21 protein-coding genes, 1 other RNA gene, 1 pseudogene and 1 other annotated feature are annotated in these 22,481 nt (G+C 54.7%); of the genes and pseudogenes, 1 reads left to right on the top strand and 22 read right to left on the bottom strand.

What is annotated here, in order from left to right:
- Positions 1-4: 4 nt before the first annotated feature.
- From CD000_RS02575 to CD000_RS02470, 19 genes and pseudogenes are all read right to left on the bottom strand, one after another.
- Positions 5-934: a peptidase U32 family protein gene (locus CD000_RS02575; protein ID WP_011232028.1), complete on the bottom strand. Its 930-nt coding sequence runs from the start codon at positions 932-934 to the stop codon at positions 5-7.
- Entirely contained in the window at positions 931-1,584 is a 654-nt protein-coding gene (locus CD000_RS02570; protein ID WP_011232029.1) for an O-methyltransferase, read from the bottom strand. Before CD000_RS02570 ends, CD000_RS02575 begins: the two co-directional genes overlap by 4 nt.
- 525 nt (positions 1,585-2,109) lie before the next feature.
- Entirely contained in the window at positions 2,110-3,201 is a 1,092-nt protein-coding gene (gene mltG, locus CD000_RS02565) for an endolytic transglycosylase MltG (RefSeq protein ID WP_096224808.1), read from the bottom strand.
- 242 nt (positions 3,202-3,443) lie between these two features.
- Positions 3,444-3,743 (bottom strand): DUF1292 domain-containing protein, encoded by a 300-nt coding sequence (locus CD000_RS02560; protein WP_096224807.1) that lies wholly within the window; start codon positions 3,741-3,743, stop codon positions 3,444-3,446.
- 15 nt (positions 3,744-3,758) lie between these two features.
- Positions 3,759-4,175, bottom strand: coding sequence for a Holliday junction resolvase RuvX (gene ruvX / locus CD000_RS02555; RefSeq protein WP_011232032.1), 417 nt, complete (start codon positions 4,173-4,175; stop codon positions 3,759-3,761).
- 4 nt (positions 4,176-4,179) lie between these two features.
- The gene (locus CD000_RS02550) at positions 4,180-4,446 is read right to left on the bottom strand and encodes an IreB family regulatory phosphoprotein (protein ID WP_011232033.1); all 267 of its coding nucleotides are present in this window, start codon (positions 4,444-4,446) and stop codon (positions 4,180-4,182) included.
- Positions 4,447-4,513: 67 nt separating this feature from the next.
- On the bottom strand, positions 4,514-7,150 hold the full coding sequence (gene alaS / locus CD000_RS02545) for an alanine--tRNA ligase (protein WP_014196399.1): 2,637 nt from the start codon (positions 7,148-7,150) through the stop codon (positions 4,514-4,516).
- A 46-nt stretch (positions 7,151-7,196) separates the two neighbouring features.
- Positions 7,197-7,421, bottom strand: a binding site (T-box leader).
- Between the two features lie 47 nt (positions 7,422-7,468).
- Entirely contained in the window at positions 7,469-8,530 is a 1,062-nt protein-coding gene (locus CD000_RS02540; protein WP_096224806.1) for an AI-2E family transporter, read from the bottom strand.
- Positions 8,531-8,648: 118 nt separating this feature from the next.
- Positions 8,649-8,783 (bottom strand): YrzQ family protein, encoded by a 135-nt coding sequence (locus tag CD000_RS02535; RefSeq protein ID WP_013144658.1) that lies wholly within the window; start codon positions 8,781-8,783, stop codon positions 8,649-8,651.
- Between the two features lie 11 nt (positions 8,784-8,794).
- Positions 8,795-8,986, bottom strand: a complete 192-nt coding sequence (locus CD000_RS02530) for a hypothetical protein (RefSeq protein WP_008881018.1) — start codon at positions 8,984-8,986, stop codon at positions 8,795-8,797.
- A 15-nt stretch (positions 8,987-9,001) separates the two neighbouring features.
- Positions 9,002-9,475 (bottom strand): PRC-barrel domain-containing protein, encoded by a 474-nt coding sequence (locus CD000_RS02525; RefSeq protein ID WP_096224805.1) that lies wholly within the window; start codon positions 9,473-9,475, stop codon positions 9,002-9,004.
- A gap of 25 nt (positions 9,476-9,500) precedes the next feature.
- Positions 9,501-11,861, bottom strand: a complete 2,361-nt coding sequence (gene recD2, locus CD000_RS02520) for an SF1B family DNA helicase RecD2 (RefSeq protein ID WP_096224804.1) — start codon at positions 11,859-11,861, stop codon at positions 9,501-9,503.
- A 19-nt stretch (positions 11,862-11,880) separates the two neighbouring features.
- The gene (locus CD000_RS02515; RefSeq protein ID WP_011232039.1) at positions 11,881-12,543 is read right to left on the bottom strand and encodes a tetratricopeptide repeat protein; all 663 of its coding nucleotides are present in this window, start codon (positions 12,541-12,543) and stop codon (positions 11,881-11,883) included.
- Positions 12,544-12,633: 90 nt separating this feature from the next.
- Positions 12,634-13,749: a tRNA 2-thiouridine(34) synthase MnmA gene (gene mnmA, locus CD000_RS02510; RefSeq protein WP_096224803.1), complete on the bottom strand. Its 1,116-nt coding sequence runs from the start codon at positions 13,747-13,749 to the stop codon at positions 12,634-12,636.
- 14 nt (positions 13,750-13,763) lie between these two features.
- On the bottom strand, positions 13,764-14,906 hold the full coding sequence (locus tag CD000_RS02505) for a cysteine desulfurase family protein (RefSeq protein WP_096224802.1): 1,143 nt from the start codon (positions 14,904-14,906) through the stop codon (positions 13,764-13,766).
- A 27-nt stretch (positions 14,907-14,933) separates the two neighbouring features.
- On the bottom strand, positions 14,934-15,350 hold the full coding sequence (gene cymR / locus CD000_RS02500; RefSeq protein WP_011232042.1) for a cysteine metabolism transcriptional regulator CymR: 417 nt from the start codon (positions 15,348-15,350) through the stop codon (positions 14,934-14,936).
- Positions 15,351-15,369: 19 nt separating this feature from the next.
- Positions 15,370-15,594 carry a hypothetical protein gene (locus tag CD000_RS02495; RefSeq protein ID WP_011232043.1) on the bottom strand — a complete coding sequence of 75 codons (225 nt, stop codon included), beginning with the start codon at positions 15,592-15,594 and terminating at the stop codon, positions 15,370-15,372.
- Between the two features lie 40 nt (positions 15,595-15,634).
- Complete coding sequence (locus CD000_RS02490; RefSeq protein ID WP_011232044.1) at positions 15,635-16,930, bottom strand: replication-associated recombination protein A; 1,296 nt, start codon at positions 16,928-16,930, stop codon at positions 15,635-15,637.
- A gap of 871 nt (positions 16,931-17,801) precedes the next feature.
- A pseudogene (locus CD000_RS02470) lies at positions 17,802-18,149 on the bottom strand (efflux RND transporter permease subunit); the annotation flags it as partial.
- A 181-nt stretch (positions 18,150-18,330) separates the two neighbouring features.
- Here CD000_RS02470 and CD000_RS02465 point away from each other — a divergent pair.
- A complete protein-coding gene (locus CD000_RS02465) occupies positions 18,331-18,981 on the top strand; it encodes an RsfA family transcriptional regulator (RefSeq protein ID WP_014196405.1) in 651 nt (216 codons plus the stop codon).
- A 546-nt stretch (positions 18,982-19,527) separates the two neighbouring features.
- On the opposite strand, the gene CD000_RS02455 is transcribed toward CD000_RS02465, so the two are convergent.
- The 3 genes from CD000_RS02455 to aspS all read right to left on the bottom strand — a co-directional run bounded on the left by CD000_RS02455 (position 19,528) and on the right by aspS (position 22,479).
- Positions 19,528-20,292: a tRNA threonylcarbamoyladenosine dehydratase gene (locus CD000_RS02455; protein ID WP_014196406.1), complete on the bottom strand. Its 765-nt coding sequence runs from the start codon at positions 20,290-20,292 to the stop codon at positions 19,528-19,530.
- 152 nt (positions 20,293-20,444) lie between these two features.
- Positions 20,445-20,631: non-coding RNA, 6S RNA (gene ssrS / locus CD000_RS02450), on the bottom strand.
- Positions 20,632-20,706: 75 nt separating this feature from the next.
- A complete protein-coding gene (gene aspS, locus CD000_RS02445) occupies positions 20,707-22,479 on the bottom strand; it encodes an aspartate--tRNA ligase (protein ID WP_014196407.1) in 1,773 nt (590 codons plus the stop codon).
- Positions 22,480-22,481: the final 2 nt, after the last annotated feature.

Here is a 22,481-nt window from a genome sequence, read left to right as displayed (position 1 = left end):
TTTCTCAATAAATGGTCTCTTTGAAGAAAAATCCGGTGTCGATGCGGCGATGCGGCGGCTGAAGCGCTTCAACGGCCGCAAGCAGCTCCTCTTTTTCCCGTTCGTACCGCTCGCGGTCATCCGCGCATAAATCGATGGCGCGGCGGTACAGCTTCGTCACTTCGGTAATGTAGCGCGGCTCGTGCAAAATCCCGTCAATTTTAAAGCTGTCGATGCCGGCCTCGACCATGTCGCCGAGCTCATCGATCATGCAAACATCGTTCGGGCTCATAATATGCGTGCCGTTTTCGTCTTCAAAAATCGGATATTTGTTGTCGCGCTCTTTGTCGTAAAGAAACATCCCTTTTTCGTACTTCTTCCGTTCAACTTCCATCACTTTCCCTTGATATTCAAAATAGCTGCCGATCAGCGAGCGCTTCGATTGGTACATGCACATCGCGCCGTGCACTTGCACCTCGATTTCCACTTCGGCATGGGCTTTGATTTCCAAAATGGCGTCCATGTTCAACTCGCGGGCCAAGACGGCGCGCTTCGCCCCTTTCCGGCCCCAATAGTTGCACGCATACCAGTTCGTCGCTGTCGTCTCCGTGCTCCAGTGGAGCTTCATGTGCGGCGCCGTTTCTCGGACAGTCAAGAGCACCGCGGGATCGCCGAAGACGATGGCATCGGCGCCGACATCAGCCAAAAACGCGACGTAGTCGCCAAGCTCGTCCACTTTATCGTTATGGAAAATGGCGTTCATCGCCACATACACGTTCATGCCGCGCCGGTGGGCGGCTTTGACGGCGGCAGCGACATCATGGCGGGAAAATTCGCCGGCAAGCCGCAAACCGTAGCGCTGCTCGCCAATGATGACCGCGTCCGCTCCGGCTTCAGCCAGCTCGTCGATATGGGCAACGCTCGTCGGCGTCACGAGCAATTCGGGTTTTTTCACTGTTCTTCACCTCGTTTTTTCGATATGGCGAGCCCATCGCCGACCGGAATGATGACCGTATCATAACCGCTTCGACTCATGAGCCACTCATTGTAGCGGCGAATTTTTCGGGCGATGTTCCAAAGCCGTCGATTGTCCGCCGGCGCTTCGGCGGCGACGAGCCCCTTAAACAAGACGTTGTCGCTGATGATGAGGCCGTCTGCAGCCACAAACGGCTCATAGAGCGTAAAAAAGCGCTCATATTGCCCTTTGGCGGCATCAATAAACAGCACATCAAACGGCGCGGCGGCCGCCACACCGGCCTCGACCGCGAGCGCATCGCCCAACACCGCCTCGATTTGCCGCTTGGTGTTCGTCTTTTCGATGTAAAAACGGGCGCGCTCATACCGCTCCCGGTCTTTTTCGATCGTCACAATGCGCGCATCCGGCAGCGCCTTTGCCATCCGGATCGCCGAATAGCCGATCGCCGTGCCGATTTCCAAAATGCGGCGCGGCCTGATCAGCTTCAAGATGAATAACAGCACTTCAACGCTCACCGGATCCATGATCGGTATGCGGTGCCGATAGGCGTACTGCTCCATCTCCTCAATGTCCTCATCCGGCGCCGGACGCAGCTTTTGCAAGTACGAAACAATGTCATTGGAAAGCAAGAGGAATTCCTCCCTGCCGTCAGCAAACTGAAAAGCGCTCGCCAAAGTTGAACTATATAGACTCCCATGACAAAAAGATTTCGTCACCATCGAAGGGATGAAAATGCCGCTATGTCGAACTCTGAAACCTTGCACATTTTGAAGTTCGGGTATTTTCAGGATAGATAATATATCCTTGACGGAAAAGCGGTTTGCCCATTTTCGACTGACGGAGGCAAGCCTGTGGCTTGCCTCCGTCACGCCTTGGCGTGACGGAAGACCGAACAACGACTCGCTTCACAGACCCATATATGGGTCTGGAAGCGGCGTTGTTCGGTCGCCCGACAGTCGATCAAATACTCGGTAAAAGCTGCAAATGGTAAAGCTTCAAATTGCATCTATATACAACCCGGCATTTGCGCTTTGTCGTCATGAAAAATAAGAGCCGCAAAGGACTCTTATCGTTGGTCTGTTCAACTATACTACCATAAAACAGCGGAAAAGCGAAGCCGTTTCACCCCACCGGCCATTACCTTCCGTTTTGACCTATTGTTTTCCAATATGCTTCGCCTTTTCCCGGTTATGCTCGGCCAACGTTTTCGTAAAAATGACCTCGCCGTCCGGTGTCGCCAAAAAGTATAAATAGTCGGTCGCCGCCGGTTCAAGCGCCGCTTCGATCGACATTACGCCGGCGTTGGCGATCGGCCCCGGCGGCAGCCCTTTATGAATGTACGTGTTGTACGGCGAATTGACCTGCAAATCTTTATACAACACACGCTCTTTATGTTCGCCAAGGGCGTACAAAACGGTCGGATCGGTTTGAAGCGGCATGCCGCGGTGCAGCCGATTGTAAAACACGCTGGCGATTTTTTGGCGGTCAGCTTTTTCCGTCGCCTCTTCCTCAATGAGCGACGACATCGTCAACAGCTGATGCGGCGACATGTTCTTTTCTTTCATCGCTGCCTTATATGTGTCAAGCACAGCTGCCGTTTTCGCCACCATCGCCTCAATGATCTCTGAGAGCGGCGGCTTTTCGTCAGCAAACACATACGTCGCCGGGAACAAGTAGCCTTCCAGCGGATAGCGGATGCCTTTCCGAAAAATATCATCAGTCAACAAATCCGGGTGCATTTTCATCAGCCGTTCGATATACGCGCGATCGTTAAGCAATTTCATAATTTGTTCTTGTTTGTACCCTGTTTTCGCAGCAATGAGGTCAGCGATTTGCACCAATTGCGACCCTTCCGGAACGGTCAGCTTCAATCCGATTTTTAGCGATTTCCCCGTTTTTAACAGCTCAATGATGCGCGCCATTGGCATCGCCCGCGTCAACTCATACTCCCCAGCCTGGAAGCCGGATTCATTTTTCCAGCGGACATATAAGCGAAACACGGCCGCGCTTTTAATGAGCCGCTTTTGTTCGAGCTGCTCGGCAATCGCCGCCGCCGATGAACCGATCGGAATCGAGACATGGACCGGGGTGCGGTCATTCGGGTCGACGGGCTTAAGCGCTGAACGGATGTATAAGAAACTGCTGGCGCCGGCAATGACAAACGCCGCCAGCAGAACAGCACAGACAATCAAGACGATTTTCCGCACAAGCCGCGCCTCTGGCGCCCTAAAATCGTTCTGTTTCATCTTTGTCCTCCTTTCACCCGGCCATATTATACTACAAAGTTCCGCATTTTTCGCCCTTGACGGTCAAAAAATGCAAAGCCAGGGGAGGAAACGCGCCGGTCAATCGAAGCCCTTCGCAACATTTGTCGGACAAACAAGAAGATGTCTGAACCATTGCATGGAACATAACTTATCGTTTCTCAGCGCATAATACGGCAATAAGAAAAGGGGCCCCGACCTTTTGGCCCCCCCTCTGCTGTCCGTTATTCGTCGTCTTCCTCTTCCTGTTCAGCGCAAAACGTATTCCATACTTCTTCGATCATGTCCCACTCTTCTTCCGTCTCGATTGGGAGCAGTTCGCCTTCTTTGTTCTCATTCCCAGGGATGAAGGCGGAAACGTGCACTTCCGTCTCGCCGTTCTCATCTTCCGCCTCGACGCCGACCGGATAGTAAAACACATACGATTTGCCGAAATCATCTGATTCAAACGTAAACAAAATTTCGCACAGCTGCTCGTTGCCATGTTCGTCGACAACGGTAATATGACGGTCTCCGTGTTCCATGTTTTCTCCTCCAATTTATCGTTTACTGTCCAAATATGACTGCAAAATGACGGCCGCCGCCATTTTGTCGATCACTTTCCGCCGCTTTTTCCGGCTGACGTCGGCAGCGATCAACATCCGTTCGGCGGCCATCGTCGACAGCCGTTCATCCCAAAGCACAACGGGCAAAGAAAACTCCTCTCGCAATTTGGCGGCGAACCGCTCGCTTGCCTCAGCGCGCGGCCCGAGCGTGCCGTTCATGTTTTTCGGCCACCCGACGACAATCGTATCGACGCCGTACTCATCGATGATGGCGCGCAGCCGCTTTAAGCCGTAGTCGCCGCGCTCCGTATCAATGGCGATCGTCTCCAATCCTTGCGCTGTAAGGCCGAGTTCGTCGCTAACGGCAACGCCGAGCGTTTTCGTTCCCAAATCTAATCCTAGCGTCCGCATCAGGTTAATCCTTTCGTTGCCCCTGTAAATAGAATTTCACCAATTCCTCGATTAATTCGTCGCGTTCAATTTTGCGGATGAGCGCACGCGCATCTTTATGGCGCGGAATGTAAGCTGGGTCGCCGGACAACAAGTAGCCGACAATTTGGTTGATCGGATTGTAGCCTTTTTCCTGCAAGGCGCCATACACCGTCAACAACACTTCGCGAACGTTCGTTTCGGCCGGCTCCTCGGAAAAATGAAACTGCATCGTTTGGTCAAACGAGCTCACCGTTTCCACCTCGCTCCTTATTCAGGCACCCCGTCCTTTTACATCCATTGTACACGATCCGCGCCAATTAGGAAACGGATTTCACCCATGTTTCGACATAACCGAGCGCTTCGCCGACCTTGCTTGGGTCCTTGCCGCCAGCTTGCGCCAAATCCGGGCGCCCGCCGCCGCCCCCACCGCAACGCGACGCTACTTCTTTCACCAGCTTGCCGGCATGGAATCCTTTTTTCACCAAATCGTCCGTTACTGCAGCAATCAGTTGCACTTTTCCGCCCTGGGCGGACGCCAACACGATGACCGCCGTGCCGAGCTTTTGTTTCAAATCATCAGCCATGGCCCGCAGTTGATTCATGTCATTGGCCTGCACTTTTGCCGCCAACACCGGCACGCCGTTTACATCTTTCACTTGACGGGTGAGGTGCTCAGCTTCCATATGGGCGAGGCGGGCAGCAAGCGATTCATTTTCGCGCTCGAGCTCTTTCAGCTCGGCAAACAGTCCGTCAAGACGCGCATTTAATTCTTTCGGGCTTGTTTTCAGTTTTTGCGCCGCCTCTTGCAAAATAGCAAGCTGTTCGCTCATAAAGCGGTATGCCGCTTCTCCGGTCACCGCTTCAATCCGGCGCGTGCCGGCGCCGATGCCGGACTCGGAGACGATTTTAAACAACCCGATGGCTGATGTGTTGGGCACATGGCAGCCGCCGCACAGCTCGAGGCTGTAGTCGCCGACTTTGACGACGCGGACGATGTCGCCGTATTTTTCGCCAAACAGCGCCATCGCGCCCATCGCTTTCGCTTCCTCGAGCGGTTTATAAAAAATGTCAACCGGGAGGCTTTTCCAAATTTGTTCGTTGACGATGGCTTCGATGCGCTCGAGCTCCTCTGGCTTCACTTGCCCAAAATGGGTGAAGTCAAAACGAAGCCGGTCCGGGGCGACAAGCGACCCCGCTTGGTTGACATGGCGGCCGAGCACGTCTTTTAGCGCTTGATGGAGCAAATGGGTCGCCGTATGGTTTTTTACGATGCGCATCCGCTTTGCTTCATCGACGCGCGCTGTATAGCGGGATCCTTTTTTCACCGTTCCGCGTTCGACGATGATCGCATGAAGATGTTGGCCGTTCGGCGCTTTTTGCACATCTTTGACGACCGCTGTTCCTGTTTCGCTTTCAAACACGCCTTGGTCAGCGATTTGTCCGCCGCTTTCGGCGTAAAATGGCGTCACATCGACGATGATTTGCGCCTCTTCGCCGGCTTTCACTTCCTCGACAAGCCGCCCGTCTTTGACGATGGCGATGACCGTCGATGCGGCAACAAGCTCATCGTAGCCGACAAACCGGCTTTCATCTTTAATGTCACCGAGCACTCCGCCTTGGACTTGCATCGAATCGACATCTTGCCGGGCCGCGCGCGCCCGTTCGCGTTGCCGCTCCATCTCGCGCTCAAATCCGGCATGATCGACCGTCATGCCCGCTTCAGCGGCGTACTCTTCCGTCAGCTCGATCGGAAAGCCGTACGTATCATACAGGCGGAACGCTTCCTCGCCCGGAATGACGTCGCTTCCTTGCTCTTTCGCCTTTTCGATCACCTCCGCCAATATGGCGAGCCCTTCATGGAGCGTTTCATGGAACCGTTCTTCTTCCGTCCGGATGACGCGGGCGATGAAATCGGCTTTTTCTTTCACCTCCGGATAGTAGTCGTGCATAATCTCGCCGACGACCGGGACGAGTTCGTACATAAACGGACGGTCAATGCCGATATGTTTCGCATAGCGCACCGCGCGGCGGAGCAGGCGGCGCAGCACATAACCGCGGCCCTCATTTGACGGCAGCGCCCCGTCGCCGATCGCGAACGTCACGGCTCGAATATGGTCGGCGATCACCTTAAAGGCGACGTCTTTGTCCGGATCTTCGCCATACCGCTCGCCGGCGATCTGCTCGGTCGCGCGGATGATCGGCAGGAACAAGTCGGTTTCAAAGTTCGTCGGCACGTCTTGCAAAATCGAGCACATCCGCTCCAAGCCCATGCCGGTGTCGATGTTTTTCTTCGGCAGCGGCGTGTACGTGCCGTCCGGGTTATGGTTAAACTGCGAAAAGACAAGGTTCCATACTTCTAAATAGCGGTCATTTTCCCCGCCTGGGTACAGCTCCGGATCGTTCGGGTCGTTGCCGAACGCTTCGCCGCGGTCGTAAAAGATTTCCGTGTTCGGACCGCTCGGGCCTTCGCCGATGTCCCAGAAGTTGCCTTCAAGGCGAATGATCCGCTCTTCCGGCAAGCCGATTTCGTTGCGCCAAATGTTGTACGCTTCCTCGTCTTCCGGATGGACGGTGACGGACAACCGTTCCGGATCAAAACCGATCCATTTGTCGCTCGTCAAAAACTCCCATGCCCAATGGATCGCTTCCCGCTTGAAGTAATCGCCGATCGAAAAGTTGCCGAGCATTTCAAAAAACGTATGGTGGCGCGCCGTTTTCCCGACGTTTTCGATGTCGTTGGTGCGGATCGATTTTTGCGCGTTGCAAATGCGCGGGTTTTCCGGAACGATGCGCCCGTCAAAGTATTTTTTCAACGTCGCGACGCCGCTGTTGATCCACAACAGCGACGGGTCGTCGACCGGAATGAGCGATGCGCTCGGCTCAACCGCATGGCCTTTTTCTTGGAAAAACTCTAAAAACATGCGCCGCACTTGGGCGGATGTCAGCTTTTTCATGATGATCCTCCCCTTTCGCCTTTTATATAAAAAAACTCCCATCCCCTGCAGGGACGAGAGTTATGCTCGCGGTACCACCCTGTTTATGGGCAAAAAACGCCCATCACCTCTTTGGCCGTAACGCAGCCTTGCGTCAGGTTTTGCCTGCGCTCCGGATTAGCCTTCTGTTGCCCTTCATCTGGAATTTCTTTCAGCCGCGGAAATTCCTCTCTGTGCGCGAGCTCGCGCGTTAAGATGGACTGCAACATACTCGATCCGTCATCGCGTTATGTATTCGCTTTTTTCATTGAAAGATTATAGACAAGCAGAGAGCATTTGTCAATGCGAAGCATAATGCTCTTTCCAATGGGCGATGGCCACTTTCAGCACCGCCGCCGTCGGAACGGCGAGAATGAGGCCGAGCACGCCGGCGAGCTCGGCGCCGGCAAAGAGGGCGAGCATAATGACAAGCGGATGCATATGCACGCTTTTGCCGACGATCAACGGCGACAAGATGTTCCCTTCTAAAAACTGCAAGGTAAAAATGATGACAAGCACGATCACGACCATTTTCAGCGAGACGGTGGCAGCCAAAATGACCGCTGGAACGGCGCCGATCAGCGGGCCAAAATACGGGATGATGTTCGTCACGCCAATGACAAAGCCGAGCAACAGCGGATAATCCATGCCCGCAAGCCACAAGCCGAGCGCCGCTGCCAGACCGATCGCCGCACAGACGAACAGCTGGCCGCGAATGTAGCCGCCGAGCGATTCATCGACATCCTTCAAAAACGTCATCCCCGGCCCACGCCACCGCTTCGGTGTCATGTACCAAATCGCTTTTTTCAACACATCGATGTCTTTTAACATATTGAAGACGATAAACGGAATGATCAACAGCGTCGCCGCCGAACCGATGAACGATTTGGCGGCGTTGATCGCCATCGCGACGGCGGCCGCCGCTGCCTGCTCGATCTCAGCAAACATCGCCTCGATGCGTGTGTGCACCTCAAGCGGCCAATTCGACGTCTCGTCGTGAATGTGGCGCACCCATTGGCGGTATGTATTCATCAAAGACGGCAGCTGTTCATCCAGTTCACGCAACTGGGCGATGAATAGCGGCACGCCGCAGTACAAGCCGTAGCCGACCAAACCGAAAAACAACAAATAAATCAACAAAATGGCAAGGGCGCGCGGCATTCCTTTGCGATGGATGGATTCCACAAGCGGATAGAGCAAATACGTAATAAACGACGCCAGCAAAAACGGCGTCAACACCGTTGCGATAAAATCAATGACCGGCCGCCAAACGTCTTTCATCCGAACGATCAAATAGATGATTGCCGTCATGAGCAGCCATTTTCCGATGCGAAAGAACGACAGCCATTGTTGCTCGCCCATCGCCACACCTCCTACCGTTTAGTGTAGGAGATGCGGCGGGAAATATGCCTTCACCGCTTTTAGCACTATTTGACAGCCACAAGGCGACGCCCCCGCGCAAAGGCGAGGGCGAGCGCCGTCAGCGGATCGCTTGCATCAAGCGGCGGCGCATCCTCCGCATCGTGCGACCGTTCATCCAATCGTTTCGTTGGGCGAGCTGATAAGCGGCGACGCCTAATCCGACTGCTAACAGCGACGTCATCATCCGGTTCATGCGTGTCCCCCCTAAAATTGGATCGTGCGTTCGTGGTCGTCAAACAAGTCGTCAAGAGAACTCAACGTTCCGTCTTCTTCCACTTGATGGGCGTGGATCATCCCTTTCGAGACGGACAGCTCAATAAAGCAATCCCAGCAGTAGTACTGGTTGACGCCGATTTTCCCTAAATTTTTTCGTTTGCAATTCGGGCAAATGAGCATGGACAGCCACTCTCCTTACATCGTTGTTTCCACGGTGATCACGCCTTCTCTGGCGGTGAACGGAGCGAGCTCCATTCGTTTCTTTCCTTCGGTCAAATCGGAAAAAAATCCCTCGCTGATCTCGTATCCGTCAATTTTGCCCAATTGCCCGTCAAAATATACGTCATCCAACAGTCCGATCGTTGTTCCGTCTGCGGCGACAACCATGCTGCCGGCGAGGCCGCGTTCGCCGTAAAGAGAGTGGCCGCTGTCAGAAGAAGGAAACGGCTGGAAGCTATCGGCATCACAGATGATGACTCGGTCGTTTTCGAACGACTGCACGGCTGAAAGCGGCAAATAGCGGCGGCGGCCGAACAAACCGCCCTGTTCCGCGACAAGTCCTTTGACCGCGCCGTGGCTGGTAAACCAAATGTCAACGATCGTTCCGACCATTTTTCCCGTCGTTTGTTCATAAATGGGAAGGCCCTTGATGTCGGAAAACGTCCGCATCGTTCTCCCACCTTTCCAGCCACCTTTAGCTTGGCTCATCGCCCATAAAGTCATACGGCGTAACGTTTTCCATCCCCATGTTCGCCTCTTCAAACGGCAGTTCGACCTCGACAAACGGCGCCGCCGCCCCCGCCAGCTTCTCAGCGAGCGCCGTCTGGCGCGCTCCGTCGCTTTGTTTTGCGACGCCGAATCGAAACGCTTCCTCTTCCCCGCATAAAACGAGAAACTGCTTGCTTCTTGTCACCGCAGTATACAACAAATTCCGTTTCAACATCCGGTAATAGCTTTTGACGACGGGCAAAATGACGATTGGAAACTCGCTTCCTTGCGCCTTATGAACCGAACAGCAGTACGCATGGGTGATTTGTCCTAAATCTTGCCGTGTGTACGTCACTTCAATGCCATCAAACGAGACGACGAGCAAGTCTTGCTTTTCGATATTTTCTTTGGCGTAAAAAATGGCAACGATTTCGCCGATGTCGCCGTTAAACACATTGTCTTCCGGTTGATTGACGAGCTGCAGCACCTTATCGCCGACGCGGTAGACGACCTCACCGACCGACAGCTCCCGCTTCCCCTCAGCCGGCGGGTTGAACAGCTCTTGAAGCGCTTTGTTCAATTGGTCAATGCCCGCTGGACCACGGTACATCGGGGCGAGCACTTGAATATCTTTGACGGAAAACCCTTTTTTGCGCGCGTTGTCCGCGATTTGCCGCACGACATCGACGACCTGGCCCGCACGGCAGCGGATGAATGAACGGTCTGCCTTCGGAGCGGTCAAATCGTCCGGCACGACGCCGCGCTTCATCTCATGAGCAAGCTCGATGATCGATGATCCTTCCGCCTGGCGATACACCTCGGTCAACCGAGCGAACGGAATGACGCCTGAAGAGAGCAAGTCTTTCAGCACTTGCCCTGGCCCGACGGATGGCAATTGATCCTCATCGCCGACAAAAATGACTTGCATGCCGTTTGGCACGGCTTTTAACAGCTGGTTGGCGAGCCACGTGTCGACCATCGACATCTCATCGATGACAAGCAGCTTGCCGGAAATCGGTTCGTTCTCGTCGCGGCTGAACCCTTCCGCCCCATTCCAGCCAAGCAAGCGGTGGATCGTCGCCGCCGGCAGCCCGGTCGCCTCGCTCATCCGCTTCGCCGCTCGGCCGGTCGGTGCGGCCAGCAACACCGGAAACGGCTCGCCTTGTTTGTAGTCAGCCGGGTCAAGAGACAGGCCGTTTAGGGCGGCAAACAGCTCGACGATGCCTTTGATGACCGTCGTTTTCCCCGTTCCCGGACCGCCGGTCAAAATAAACAGCGGCGAAGAAAGCGCTTGTTGGATCGCTTCCCTTTGCTGGGGGGCATATTGCATGCCAAGCCGTTCTTCAAGCGCCCCAAGCGCCAGCAAAAACTCCGACTCGGCAAACGCCGACGGCGGCGTCTGCCCGAGCAGCCGCTTAATGTTGGAGACGATCCCTTTCTCGGCGAAGTAAAGGGAAGGGAGATAATAACGCCCTTGCTCGACGATCAGCTTCCCTTCTTCGCTTAACATCAGAAGCGTTTGGCTGATCGCTCGTCCATCCACCGCACCGCTCAGCCTTCCGTCAAGCAGCTCCCCGATGCGCTCCATCAGCTCTTCCTCGCGCAAATAAACGTGCCCTTCCTGCAAGCACGCCTGTTCAAGAACAAACAACGAGGCGGCGCGCAGCCGGGCCGGATGGCTGCCGGAAATGCCGAGCTGGCGCCCGATTTCATCAGCGCGGCCAAAGCCGATCCCTTCGATATCCTCAACGAGCTGGTACGGGTTCTCGTGGATGATGTCAACCGCTTCTTCGCCATACGCTTGGTAAATTTTCATGGCCAGCTGCGGGCCAAAACCGAGCTGGGCGAGGGCGATCATCGTTTGCTCAAGCCCTTCGTGGGCGCGAAGCGCATCGTACAGCTGCTTCGCCTTTTTTTTCGTCAGCTTCGGCACACGCTCTAGCGCCCTGGGGTCGCGCAAAATCGCGGCGATCGCGTTTTCGCCGAGCGTCTCGACAATCGCCGCAGCCGTTTTTTTGCCGATTCCTTTAAACAAACCGCTCGATAAATAATGAATGACTCCTTCTTTCGTGTTCGGAAGCTGTTTGCGGAACTGACTAGCCGCATATTGGCGGCCAAAACGCGGATGTTGGCGGAATTGTCCGTAAAAGATGTAGACGTCCCCTTCGTTTAAACGCGGAAAATAGCCGGTGACGACGACTTCCTCCTCAACGGGCGCTTCGTTCGTTTCCTCAACGCGCACGCGGACGACCGTGTACAATGTTTCCTCATTATGAAAAATGACCGCCAAGCACACTCCTTTAATGAACGTGCGTCCGTCAAGGGCGAGGATTTGTTGCTCTTGCAACAGCCATCCCCCTGCCTTTTTACGGCGCAAGCCGCTTTTCCATCAGTTTCTTTCCGTATCCGGCAAGCACGTGATCGGGCTTGGCTTCCAAGGCAGCGGCAAACATATTGCGGGCGGCATCGAGCTCATCTTTGTACGCATAAATGACGCCTAAATTGTAGTACGCATCAGCGTGGCGCGGATCGAGTTCCAACGTTTTTTCGAAATAACGCTTCGCCTCATCGACATAATCGAGCGTGGCGAGGCAAAGGCCAAGCTGAAACAGCGCTTCGGCATCCGTCTCGTTCAGCTCAGCCGCGCGCTGCAAATACGGCAGCGCCAGCCGCGGCATCTCGAGCCGCCATAAGGACATGCCGAGCATAAAATGCGTATCGGCATCGTCAAGACCAAGCCCTAGCGCGCGCTCAAACATATCTTTCGCTTTCGCGAACTGCTCACGCTTATAATGCACTGTACCCATGCCGTAATACGCGGCCGCCGCCTTCTTGTCAATTTTCAACGCCTGCCGGAAACAGTCAAGCGCCTTCTCTTCTTCACCGGCAGCAACGAGAACCGTGCCAATGTTAATGTACCCGGCTGGATCGTCCGGATGCTGTTCGACCGCAGCGGAAAAACAGCGGATGGCTTCCTCATACTTCCCCTCGCGCATATACGCCAAGCCTTGTTCGTTGAAATTGGCCACCGCCCATCCCCTCCCTGATTCAACGTGATTTTCAAGCAACGGCCTCCAGCCTAATAGCCTGATTGAAGATCGTGCGCACCGGCACATCCGTCAACCAACATACCAAAGCTTTTCGCCGTTGCGGAACACCTCATCGATCGTACCGCCGCCGAGGCATTCCTCGCCGTTGTAAAAAACAACCGCCTGCCCCGGCGTCACCGCCCGCGCCGGCGCATCAAACACGACTTCCGCCCCGCCGTCCGCAAGCGGGTGGACCGTCACGCCGACATCAGGCTGACGATAGCGAAATTTCGCCGTGCAACGGAACGGCGCTTCCGGCTTGCGGTCAGACACCCAGTTGACATCGACCGCCTTTAGCGAGGTGGAATACAAATATTCGTTTTCAAACCCTTGGGCGACATACAGCACATTTTCGCGCACATCTTTGCCGACGACAAACCACGGTTCGCCGCTGCCGCCGATGCCAAGGCCGTGGCGCTGGCCGATCGTGTAATACATGACGCCGTCATGCCGCCCTTTCACTTCGCCATCGAGCGTTTTCATCACTCCCGGCTGAGCCGGCAAATAATGGCTCAAAAATTCTTTGAAATCGCGTTCGCCGATAAAGCAAATGCCCGTGCTGTCTTTTTTTCCAGCGGTGGCGAGCCCAGCCTCTTTGGCGATCCGGCGCACGTCCGCTTTCTGCAAATGGCCGATCGGAAACATCACTTTCGACAGCTGAGCTTGGCCGAGCTGGTTTAAAAAGTACGTTTGGTCTTTGTTCGGGTCGGCTCCACGCAGCATTTTATATTCGCCATCGCGAAACTCGACGCGGGCGTAATGGCCGGTTGCGATGTAATCGGCGCCGATCGACATGGCGTGCTCTAAAAACGCCTTGAACTTAATTTCCTTATTGCACATCACGTCCGGGTTCGGCGTGCGCCCGGCTTTGTATTCATTCAAAAAGTACGTAAACACTTTGTCCCAATACTGTTTTTCAAAATTGACCGCATAATACGGGATGCCGATTTGATTGCAAACGCGCACGACGTCTTCGTAGTCCTCAGTCGCCGTGCAAACGCCGTTTTCATCGGTGTCATCCCAGTTTTTTATAAAAATGCCGATCACATCATATCCTTGTTCTTTCAATAGCAGCGCAGCGACCGACGAGTCGACCCCGCCGGACATGCCGACGACGACGCGCGTTTCGTGCGGCGCTTTGTTCATGCTGTTTCCCCCCTTTAGCGGTTTGTGAGCCGCTTTATGATCTTCACTGTTTCCTCGGCCGCCCGCTCAATTTGTTCCATCGTATTGCCGAGCCCGAAGCTGAAGCGCACAGACGAACGGATGCGCTCCGACTCTTTTCCGCACATCGCGACAAGCACGTGCGACGGGTCGATTGACCCGGCGGTGCATGCTGACCCGCTCGAGGCGGCAATGCCGGCTAAATCCAAGTTCACGAGCAGCGATTCGACATTCGTTCCCGGGAAGGCGACATTCAAAATATGCGGCAGGCCATCCGGGCGGCCGTTGACCGCATAGCCGATCCCTGAGGAGCGGAAAATCGCAAGCATCGCCTCGCGCCACGCCGCATATTGCCGACGTTTCTCTTCCCTTGTTCGCTCAGCGATTTCCGCCGCCTGCGCCAAGCCGATGATGCCGGGGACGTTTTCCGTGCCGGCGCGCCGCTTCCGTTCCTGTTCGCCGCCGAAAAGGAGCGGAGTGATGCGGACCGTTTCCCGGACATACAAAGCCCCGCTTCCTTTCGGGCCGTTGATTTTATGAGCGGAAATCGACAGCAAATCGATCCCGTATTCATTCACATCGATCGGAAGAAGCCCGTACGCCTGGACGGCGTCCGTATGGAAATAAGCCGGATGATCGCGAAGCAGCGCCCCGATTTCGCGAATCGGCTGGATCGTGCCGACTTCGTTGTTGGCAAACATGACCGACACCAAAACGGTCTCATCGCGCAGCGCGGCCTTGACATCCTCGACCGATACCGTCCCTTGTTCGTCAACGGGCAAATACGTGACCTCAAACCCTTGCGTCTCTAAATATTCACAAGCGCGCAGCACCGCATGATGCTCGATGGCGGTTGTAATGATATGATTGCCGCGGCCGCGGTTCGCTATGGCCGTTCCGATGACCGCAAAGTTATCCGCTTCCGTGCCGCCGCTTGTAAACACAATCTCCGTCTCTTTCGCCCCAATCGAGCGGGCGACAACAGCCCTCGCTTCATCGACCGCGCGGCGGCTCTGCCGTCCAAAATGATGGATGCTTGACGGGTTGCCGAACTGTTCCGTCATCCACTGGACCATACCGGCAGCTACGTCTGGATGGACCGGGGAAGTTGCCGCATGGTCCAAATAAATCCGTTCCAACGGTCATTCTCCTTTCCTTTCTGTTGCTTAAATATAAAACATATATGCCCCTTCATCCCCGTCGCTATACTTCGCCAAATCTTCGAGCGTTGTGCTGTCGAGCACTTCCTCGACCGCATCGCGGATGCGAATCCATAGCTCGCGCTTCGCCGGCTCTTCCTCCTCGAGCTCCTCGACCGGGGTCAGCGGCCCCTCCAACACGCGCAAAATGTCGCCGGCGGTGATTTTCGCCGGATGCTCAGCGAGCACATAGCCGCCGTACGCTCCACGAATGCTTTTGACGAGCCCGGCGTTGCGCAACGGCGTGACGAGCTGCTCTAAATAATGTTCAGATAAATTGTTCGCCTTGGCGATCGAACGAAGCGAGATCGGACGATCGCCATATTTTTTGGCCAATTCAATCATAATCGTCAAGCCATATCGGCCTTTCGTCGAAATCTTCATTCATATCCCTCCTAGCCGCTTAACCCTTGCGTCCGAGTGCCGGCGGCCGGTCCAAGCAGGCGGCTTGCGACCTTTTGGCATTGCGGCAGCGCCAAGCCGGCATCGAACCGATCGTCACACAAAAAAGGAACGTGCCAAACGACACCGGGCCGCCGAGCAACCAGCCGGCCAACAGCACGAACGCTTCGATCCCGATGCGAATGTACGCCACGTTCCATCCGGTCAGCTCGGTCAAAGCGAGCATGAAACGCCTGTGTTATTATATCATAAAAATCCCTTTCCCTTCACGGCTGAACCTTGACCTCTTGTTTCAACTGCTCAAGCCGCCGGTACACCTTGGCGTAATGTTTTTCCTCACCATGCTCTTTCGGTTCATAATAGCGGACGCCTTCCAGAGCGGAGGGCAAATACGCTTGCGCCACCCAGCCGTTCGGATAATCGTGCGGATACAAGTAGCCTTGTCCACGCCCGAGTGCAGCCGCCCCTTTGTAATGAGCGTCTTTTAAATGATCCGGAATATCGCCAAGCTTGCCGGAACGGACATCGGCAATGGCAGCGTCCAGCGCCTTGTAAGCACTGTTGGATTTCGGGCTTAAACAGAGTTCAATCGTCACAACCGCGAGCGGAATGCGCGCTTCCGGCAGTCCGAGGCGTTCCGCCGCTTCGACCGCTGCCTGTACTTTCACTCCCATCATCGGATTGGCAAGTCCGATGTCCTCATAAGCCATCACAAGCAATCTCCGGCAAACGGACGCCAAGTCTCCGCCTTCAAGCAGACGGGCCAAATAATGAAGCGCGGCATCGGCATCGCTGCCGCGCACGCTTTTTTGAAACGCGGACAACAACGAATAATAATGATCGCCATATTTGTCATGGGTAAAACCACGGTTTGCGGTGCATGAAGCCACGATATCCTCATCAATATACAAGCGGCCGTGGCGCTCATCGGCAGCCGCAACCGCCGCCTCCAGAAGCGAAAGCGCGACGCGCGCATCCCCACCGGCTGCCTCGGCGATGCGCCATAACAACGACTCGTCAATGACAACCGGCGGCTCGCCGACCCCTCGTTCCGGATCAGCGAGCGCCCGCTTCAGAATGATCATGAGGTCATCCGGCTTGAGCGGTTTCAGTTGTTGGATTTGCCCGCAGCGGCTGCGAATGGCGGGATTGACCTCGTGAAACGGGTTTTCCGTTGTGGCGCCAATCAAGGTCACGAGCCCGGATTCGAGATGCGGCAACAAAACGTCTTGCTGCGCTTTATTCAGCCGATGGATTTCGTCGATAAACAACACGACATTCCCTGACCAGCGCGCCGCTTCGACTGCCTCTTCGATTTCCTTTTTGCCGGCGGCCGTCGCATTGATAGCGACCCATTCGCGCCCGGCGGTGCGGGCAATGGCGTAAGCGAGCGACGTCTTCCCTGTCCCCGGCTCTCCGTAAAGCAAAAGCGATGGAACATGACCTTTTTTGACCATTTTATAAAGCGGCGTACTAGGGCCAATGATGTGCTGTTGCCCAACGATCTCATCGATCGTCCGCGGCCGCATCCGCCAAGCAAGCGGCTCCGTCGTTTTGGGCATGCCGACCCCCTCCTTGAGATTGATGACGCTATGTTCACAGACATCCTCCGATGCCGCCTATTCATTTTCGGCGAATGGGGCGTCTCCCCGTGGGAAGATCGGTGGTTTTAATAAAAATAGCGTTCAATGGCCTCCTTCAACTCATTGTACAGCGGAAGCGAGTATTTCGACAAATAGAGCAGAAGCGCCTCCACCATAAACCGCTTTCCGTCCCAATGTTTTCTCCTTCCTTACTCCTTCTTCATGTCCATTATAGTCGATCTTGCCATGAAAAAAAATGCCGGACGGCCCGTTATCCGGCCATCCAGCCCTGTCATTTTGCCATCGGTTCGCGTTTTGCCGTCCGGAAGAAAAACGCCTCATACATCGCAGGAGTCAACTACCCCCACTTAGCTAACGCTTGAAGTGGGGGCTTGCCACTCCCCAGAAGTGCAAACGGACTTCGTCCTCCTTCCTTGACTTGGGGTTGCATCAGGGGGCAGGTTGACGACTACCCAACGACGCAGGTCATGCCTGCATCGTTACCGATTCTCTCGGTGTGTCTGTTGGCAGTACTTGGCTTCCACACACAACAGACGGACCTACGCTCGATGTTTTACGTTGCAACGTTTCCTGCAACCAACTCCATACATCGAGTAGCAGCTATTGGAGTGCCTTTATTGAACGGTTTTCTCCACGCCTTTATTCTATCATATACAAAAGAAAGAGGGAACGCGCATTCCTCTCCCACTTACTCCCTTTGGTCGTTGAAGTGGGAGTCTCCTGCGCGAAATAGGATGAACACAAGCGTCAATAACGTCGACGACGTCAGGCCGCCGATGACCGTGATGGCCAGCCCTTTCGAAATCAACGTGCCGGCCTCATTCGTCAGCGCAAGCGGAATGAGCGCTGTCACAGTCGCAAAGGCTGTCATTATATCCGTCCGAAACGGAAATTCAAGATTCATAACGGCCATTCCTTCATAGGAAGAACTCTGCATTTGCTTAAGCCCGTCAAGGGACTTCAGTTTTTCCTCGAGCTTGGCCGTGACCTCCTCATTCACGTCTTGCGGAGAAGCCCCAGGATAGACCACTTCAATCGACAACTGGGGAAATTCAATGTTCGGCAGCAAATCGACCTTCAAGGAGGAGAAGGAATACAGTCCTAGAAACATGAGCAAAAACGAACATACAAACACAGCTGCCGCATTTTTCAAACTGAACCTGATCAAAAACGTCATCATGCCACCTCTCATCCCACGATTTTGACCAATCAGTCTAATTGTTTTGAACTGACCGGTCATACAAAACTATTTCTATGATACATGAGAATGGGAAAAATGAAAAGGGCGAAGTTTAAAGTGGAAATCAAACGGAAAAACTATGACCATATCAACATTACCATTTGATGGGGTGGACAACATGAAAACAAGACAGGATGCTTGGTCACATGAAGAAGATGTACTGTTGGCTGAAACGGTGCTGCAATATATACGCGAAGGAAAAACGCAACTTGCCGCTTTTGAAGTCGTTGGGAGACAACTGCACCGCACAGCGGCAGCATGCGGATTCCGTTGGAACGCCGAGGTGCGCAAACGATACCTTGAGGCGATCGAACAGGCAAAAAAGCAGCGGAAAGAACGGAAACGGGCGCTCGAAATGATGAAAAAGTGGCAAAAAGACAGTACGGTTGCTGCTTGGAGTCCTTCTGGAGAACGGGATGGCGCCGAAGGGTCATCGCCTTTTCTCCCGGCGGCCCCATTGACACTGGAGCAGTGCATTTCATTTTTGCAAACATTGCGGCGCGGCATCGAGGAGATGGAAGCGATCCGCCAGGACAACGAGCGCCTGAAACGCGAGCGGGCGGAATGGCAGACGCGGAACGAACAGCTTGCTCAAAAACTCGAACGCCTTGAAACGAGGCAGACCACCGTGCAAGAAGATTATGAAGCGCTCGTGAAAATCATGGCCCGCGCCCGCCAGCTCGCTTCCGAAGAAGGCGACCGCTTCTCTCTTGCCCAGCTGTTTGCCGCCGAGGCGAACGGATCGAACGAATCGCTCGCCCATTCATAAAAAAAAGAAGGTGCCCCAACAAGCATCGGGGCACGTTTTCACCGCTGGAACGACGGACAGCGCCCGCTAACAAACCGGTGAATGCACCGATGTTCACAGGAATCTCCACCTTCCCATTTTGTTCGAAGTCAACTACCCCCACTTCGCGAACGCTTGAAGTGGGGGCTTGCAACTCCCCAGAAGTGCAAACGGACTTCGTCCTCCTTCCTTGACTTGGGGTTGCATCAGGGGGCAGGTTGACGACTACCCAACGACGCAGGTCATGCCTGCATCGTTACCGATTCTCTCGGTGTGTCTGTTGGCAGTACTTGGCTTCCACACACAACAGACGGACCTACGCTCGATGTTTTACGGTTGCAACGTTTCCTGCAACCAACTCCATCCATCGAGCAGCCGTGATTGGAGTGCCTTTATTGAACGGTTTTCTCCATGCCTTTATTCTATCATACACAAAAGAAAGGGGGAACGCGCATTCCTCTCCCACTTACTCCCTTTGGTCGTTGAAGTGGGAGTCTCCTGCGCGAAATAGGATGAAGGTGGAGTCGTTCAATCGTCGCCAACGCGCCTTATGGGAATTCCCTCTAATAGACGATGAATCACGTAGGAAGCCATAATAAGCCCGGCAACTGATGGAACGAAAGCATTCGAAGACGGCGGCATTTTCGCCTTGCGGATCGGCGAAGCGTCATTGCCGACGACCTGGCGGACATCTTCGCGGATTTTCACCGGCTTCTCGTCGGAAAAGACGACCGGAATGCCGCGGCGGATCCCTTCTTTGCGCAACTTGGCGCGGATGACTTTCGCGATCGGATCGGTGTGTGTTTTCGAAATATCGGCAATGCGGAACCGGGTCGGATCCATTTTGTTCGCCGCACCCATGCTGGAGATGATCGGAATGCCGCGCTTGAGGCATTGTTTCATCAAATGCACTTTGTACACAATCGTGTCGGACGCATCGATGACAAAATCCAGATCATAGGCGAAAAATTGCTCATACGTCTCTTCCGTATAAAACATTTGCAAAGCGATCACCTCGCACGCCGGGTTGATGTCGGCGATGCGCTCTTTCATGAGCTCCACTTTCGGACGCCCGATGGTCGAGAGCAGCGCATGGATTTGCCGGTTGATGTTGGTGATATCGACGTTATCACGATCCACAAGCACCAAGCGGCCAATGCCGGAACGGGCGAGCGCCTCGACGGCGAACGACCCCACGCCGCCGACGCCAAGAACGGCGACGGTGGCGTTTTTTAAGCGTTCCAACCCTTCAGGGCCAATCGCGAGTTCATTGCGGGAAAATTGGTGCAGCATCGTTCTCCTCTCCGTTTGCTTCAAAATTGATGTTTATGCCGCTTTTTATCCTACCATCAAGACAGCCAAAGAGGCAACGGCATTTTGCTGGCAAAACAAAAACCCCTACGCGGCCATCCGCATAGGGGAAATGTTGTTGATTCCTTAATGTTGCCAGTCCCAATCGTGCCGTCGATGCCTTCGTTTTGAACCCGCTCTCCCATAGGTGGGTGCCCTGTTCCAAGGTTTATGCTTCCCCTGTGACGAAGGGGCGTGCACGCCGCTTGGAAACCCCGAGCTCCCGGATCATAAACTGTTCGGTCAAAACGATCAGTGATCCGACGAACACATTAGGACGGTTGTTAGTTTTATTGTAACACATTTTTCAGCCTTTGTGAACATCTATTGCCAACGTTTCTTTTTCAGATGCCGCTGTTACTCGTTTTCCGGAAGCACAACCGCCAAGTGCAGCTCCTCGAGCTGCTTGTCGCTGACCGGCCCCGGCGCTTCGGTAAGCAAGCAGCTCGCGCTCGCTGTTTTCGGAAACGCGATCGTATCGCGCAAGTTCGTGCGCCCAGCGAGCAACATCACCAGCCGGTCAAGGCCAAGCGCAATGCCGCCGTGCGGCGGAGTGCCGTATTCAAACGCCTCAAGCAAGAATCCGAACTGGCGGCGCGCTTCTTCTTCGCTGAACCCTAAGGCGCGGAACATTTTTTCTTGCACGTCCCGCTCGAAAATGCGAAGCGAGCCGCCGCCAAGCTCATAGCCATTTAAGACGAGATCGTACGCCTGCGCGCGGACGGCGCTTGGGTTTGTCTCCAACAGCGGAATGTCGTCGCGCACCGGCATCGTAAACGGATGGTGGGCGGCGTAATAGCGCCCTTCTTCTTCGTCATACTCCAAAAGCGGCCAATCCGTCACCCACAAAAACGCGAGCTTCGCTTCGTCGATCAAGCCGAGCTCCTTGCCAAGCTTCAGCCGCAACGCGCCGAGCGCCGCTGCGACGATCGCTTTTTCGTCGGCGACAAACAAAAGCAAATCTCCGTCTTCGACAGCAAGCGCTCGACGCAGCGCCGCCTGTTCCTCATCGGTGAAAAACTTGGCGATCGGTCCTTTCAGCTCTTCGCCTTCCGCTTTCAGCCAGGCGAGCCCTTTCGCCCCGTAGCGGCCGGCAAATTCTCCTAAGGCGTCAATATCTTTACGCGAATAGCGAGGGGCAGCACCTTTCGCGTTGATCGCCTTCACTTGGCCTCCTTCTTTGACGGCGCGGGCGAACACTTGAAATGCTGAATTACGGACGATTTCCGATACGTCGACGAGCTCGAGGCCAAAGCGTATATCCGGCTTGTCCGAGCCGTAGCGGCTCATCGCCTCGTCATACGTGATGCGCGGAAACGGGCGCGGGATGTCGATCCCTTTTGCCGCTTTCACGACGGCAGCCATCATCCGTTCGGTTAAATCCATAATATCCTTTTGTTCGATAAACGACATTTCGATGTCGATTTGCGTAAATTCCGGCTGGCGGTCAGCGCGCAAATCCTCGTCACGGAAGCAACGGGCGATTTGGTAGTACCGTTCCACGCCGCCGACCATGAGCAGCTGCTTAAAAATTTGCGGCGACTGCGGCAAGGCGTAAAATTCGCCCGGATGGACGCGGCTTGGCACCAAATAGTCACGCGCCCCTTCCGGCGTGCTTTTCGTCAACATCGGCGTTTCAATTTCCAAAAAGCGTTCGCTATCCAAAAAGTCGCGCACCGTCTTTGTGATTTTGTGGCGAAGCGCCAGTGTTTGAAACATGACTGGGCGGCGCAAATCCAAATACCGATATTTTAAGCGCACGTCTTCCGCCGCATCCGTGTCATCGGAAATCGAAAACGGCGGCGTTTTTGCCTCGTTGATGATCTCGATTCGTTCCGCTTGAATTTCAATGCGGCCGGTCGCGATGTTCGGATTGACCGTCTCGGGCGCGCGGGCGACGACCGTTCCTTCGACGCTTAAAACGTATTCGCTCCGCACGCGCTCCGCTGCCGCCAGCGCTTCAGCCGACACGTCCGGGCTGGCGACAACTTGGACGATGCCCGTTCGGTCGCGCAAGTCAATGAAAATGAGGCCGCCTAAGTCGCGGCGCTTTTGCACCCAGCCTTTGAGCACGACGCGCTCGCCGACGGCCGTTTCCGGCACTTCTCCGCAATAATATGTGCGTTCCATTC

The sequence above is a fragment of the Geobacillus sp. FJAT-46040 genome, from assembly GCF_002335725.1.
GTDB lineage: Bacteria > Bacillota > Bacilli > Bacillales > Anoxybacillaceae > Geobacillus > Geobacillus thermoleovorans.
Note: the sequence above shows the minus strand (reverse complement) of the source record. Positions and strands in the feature narration are given on the sequence as shown.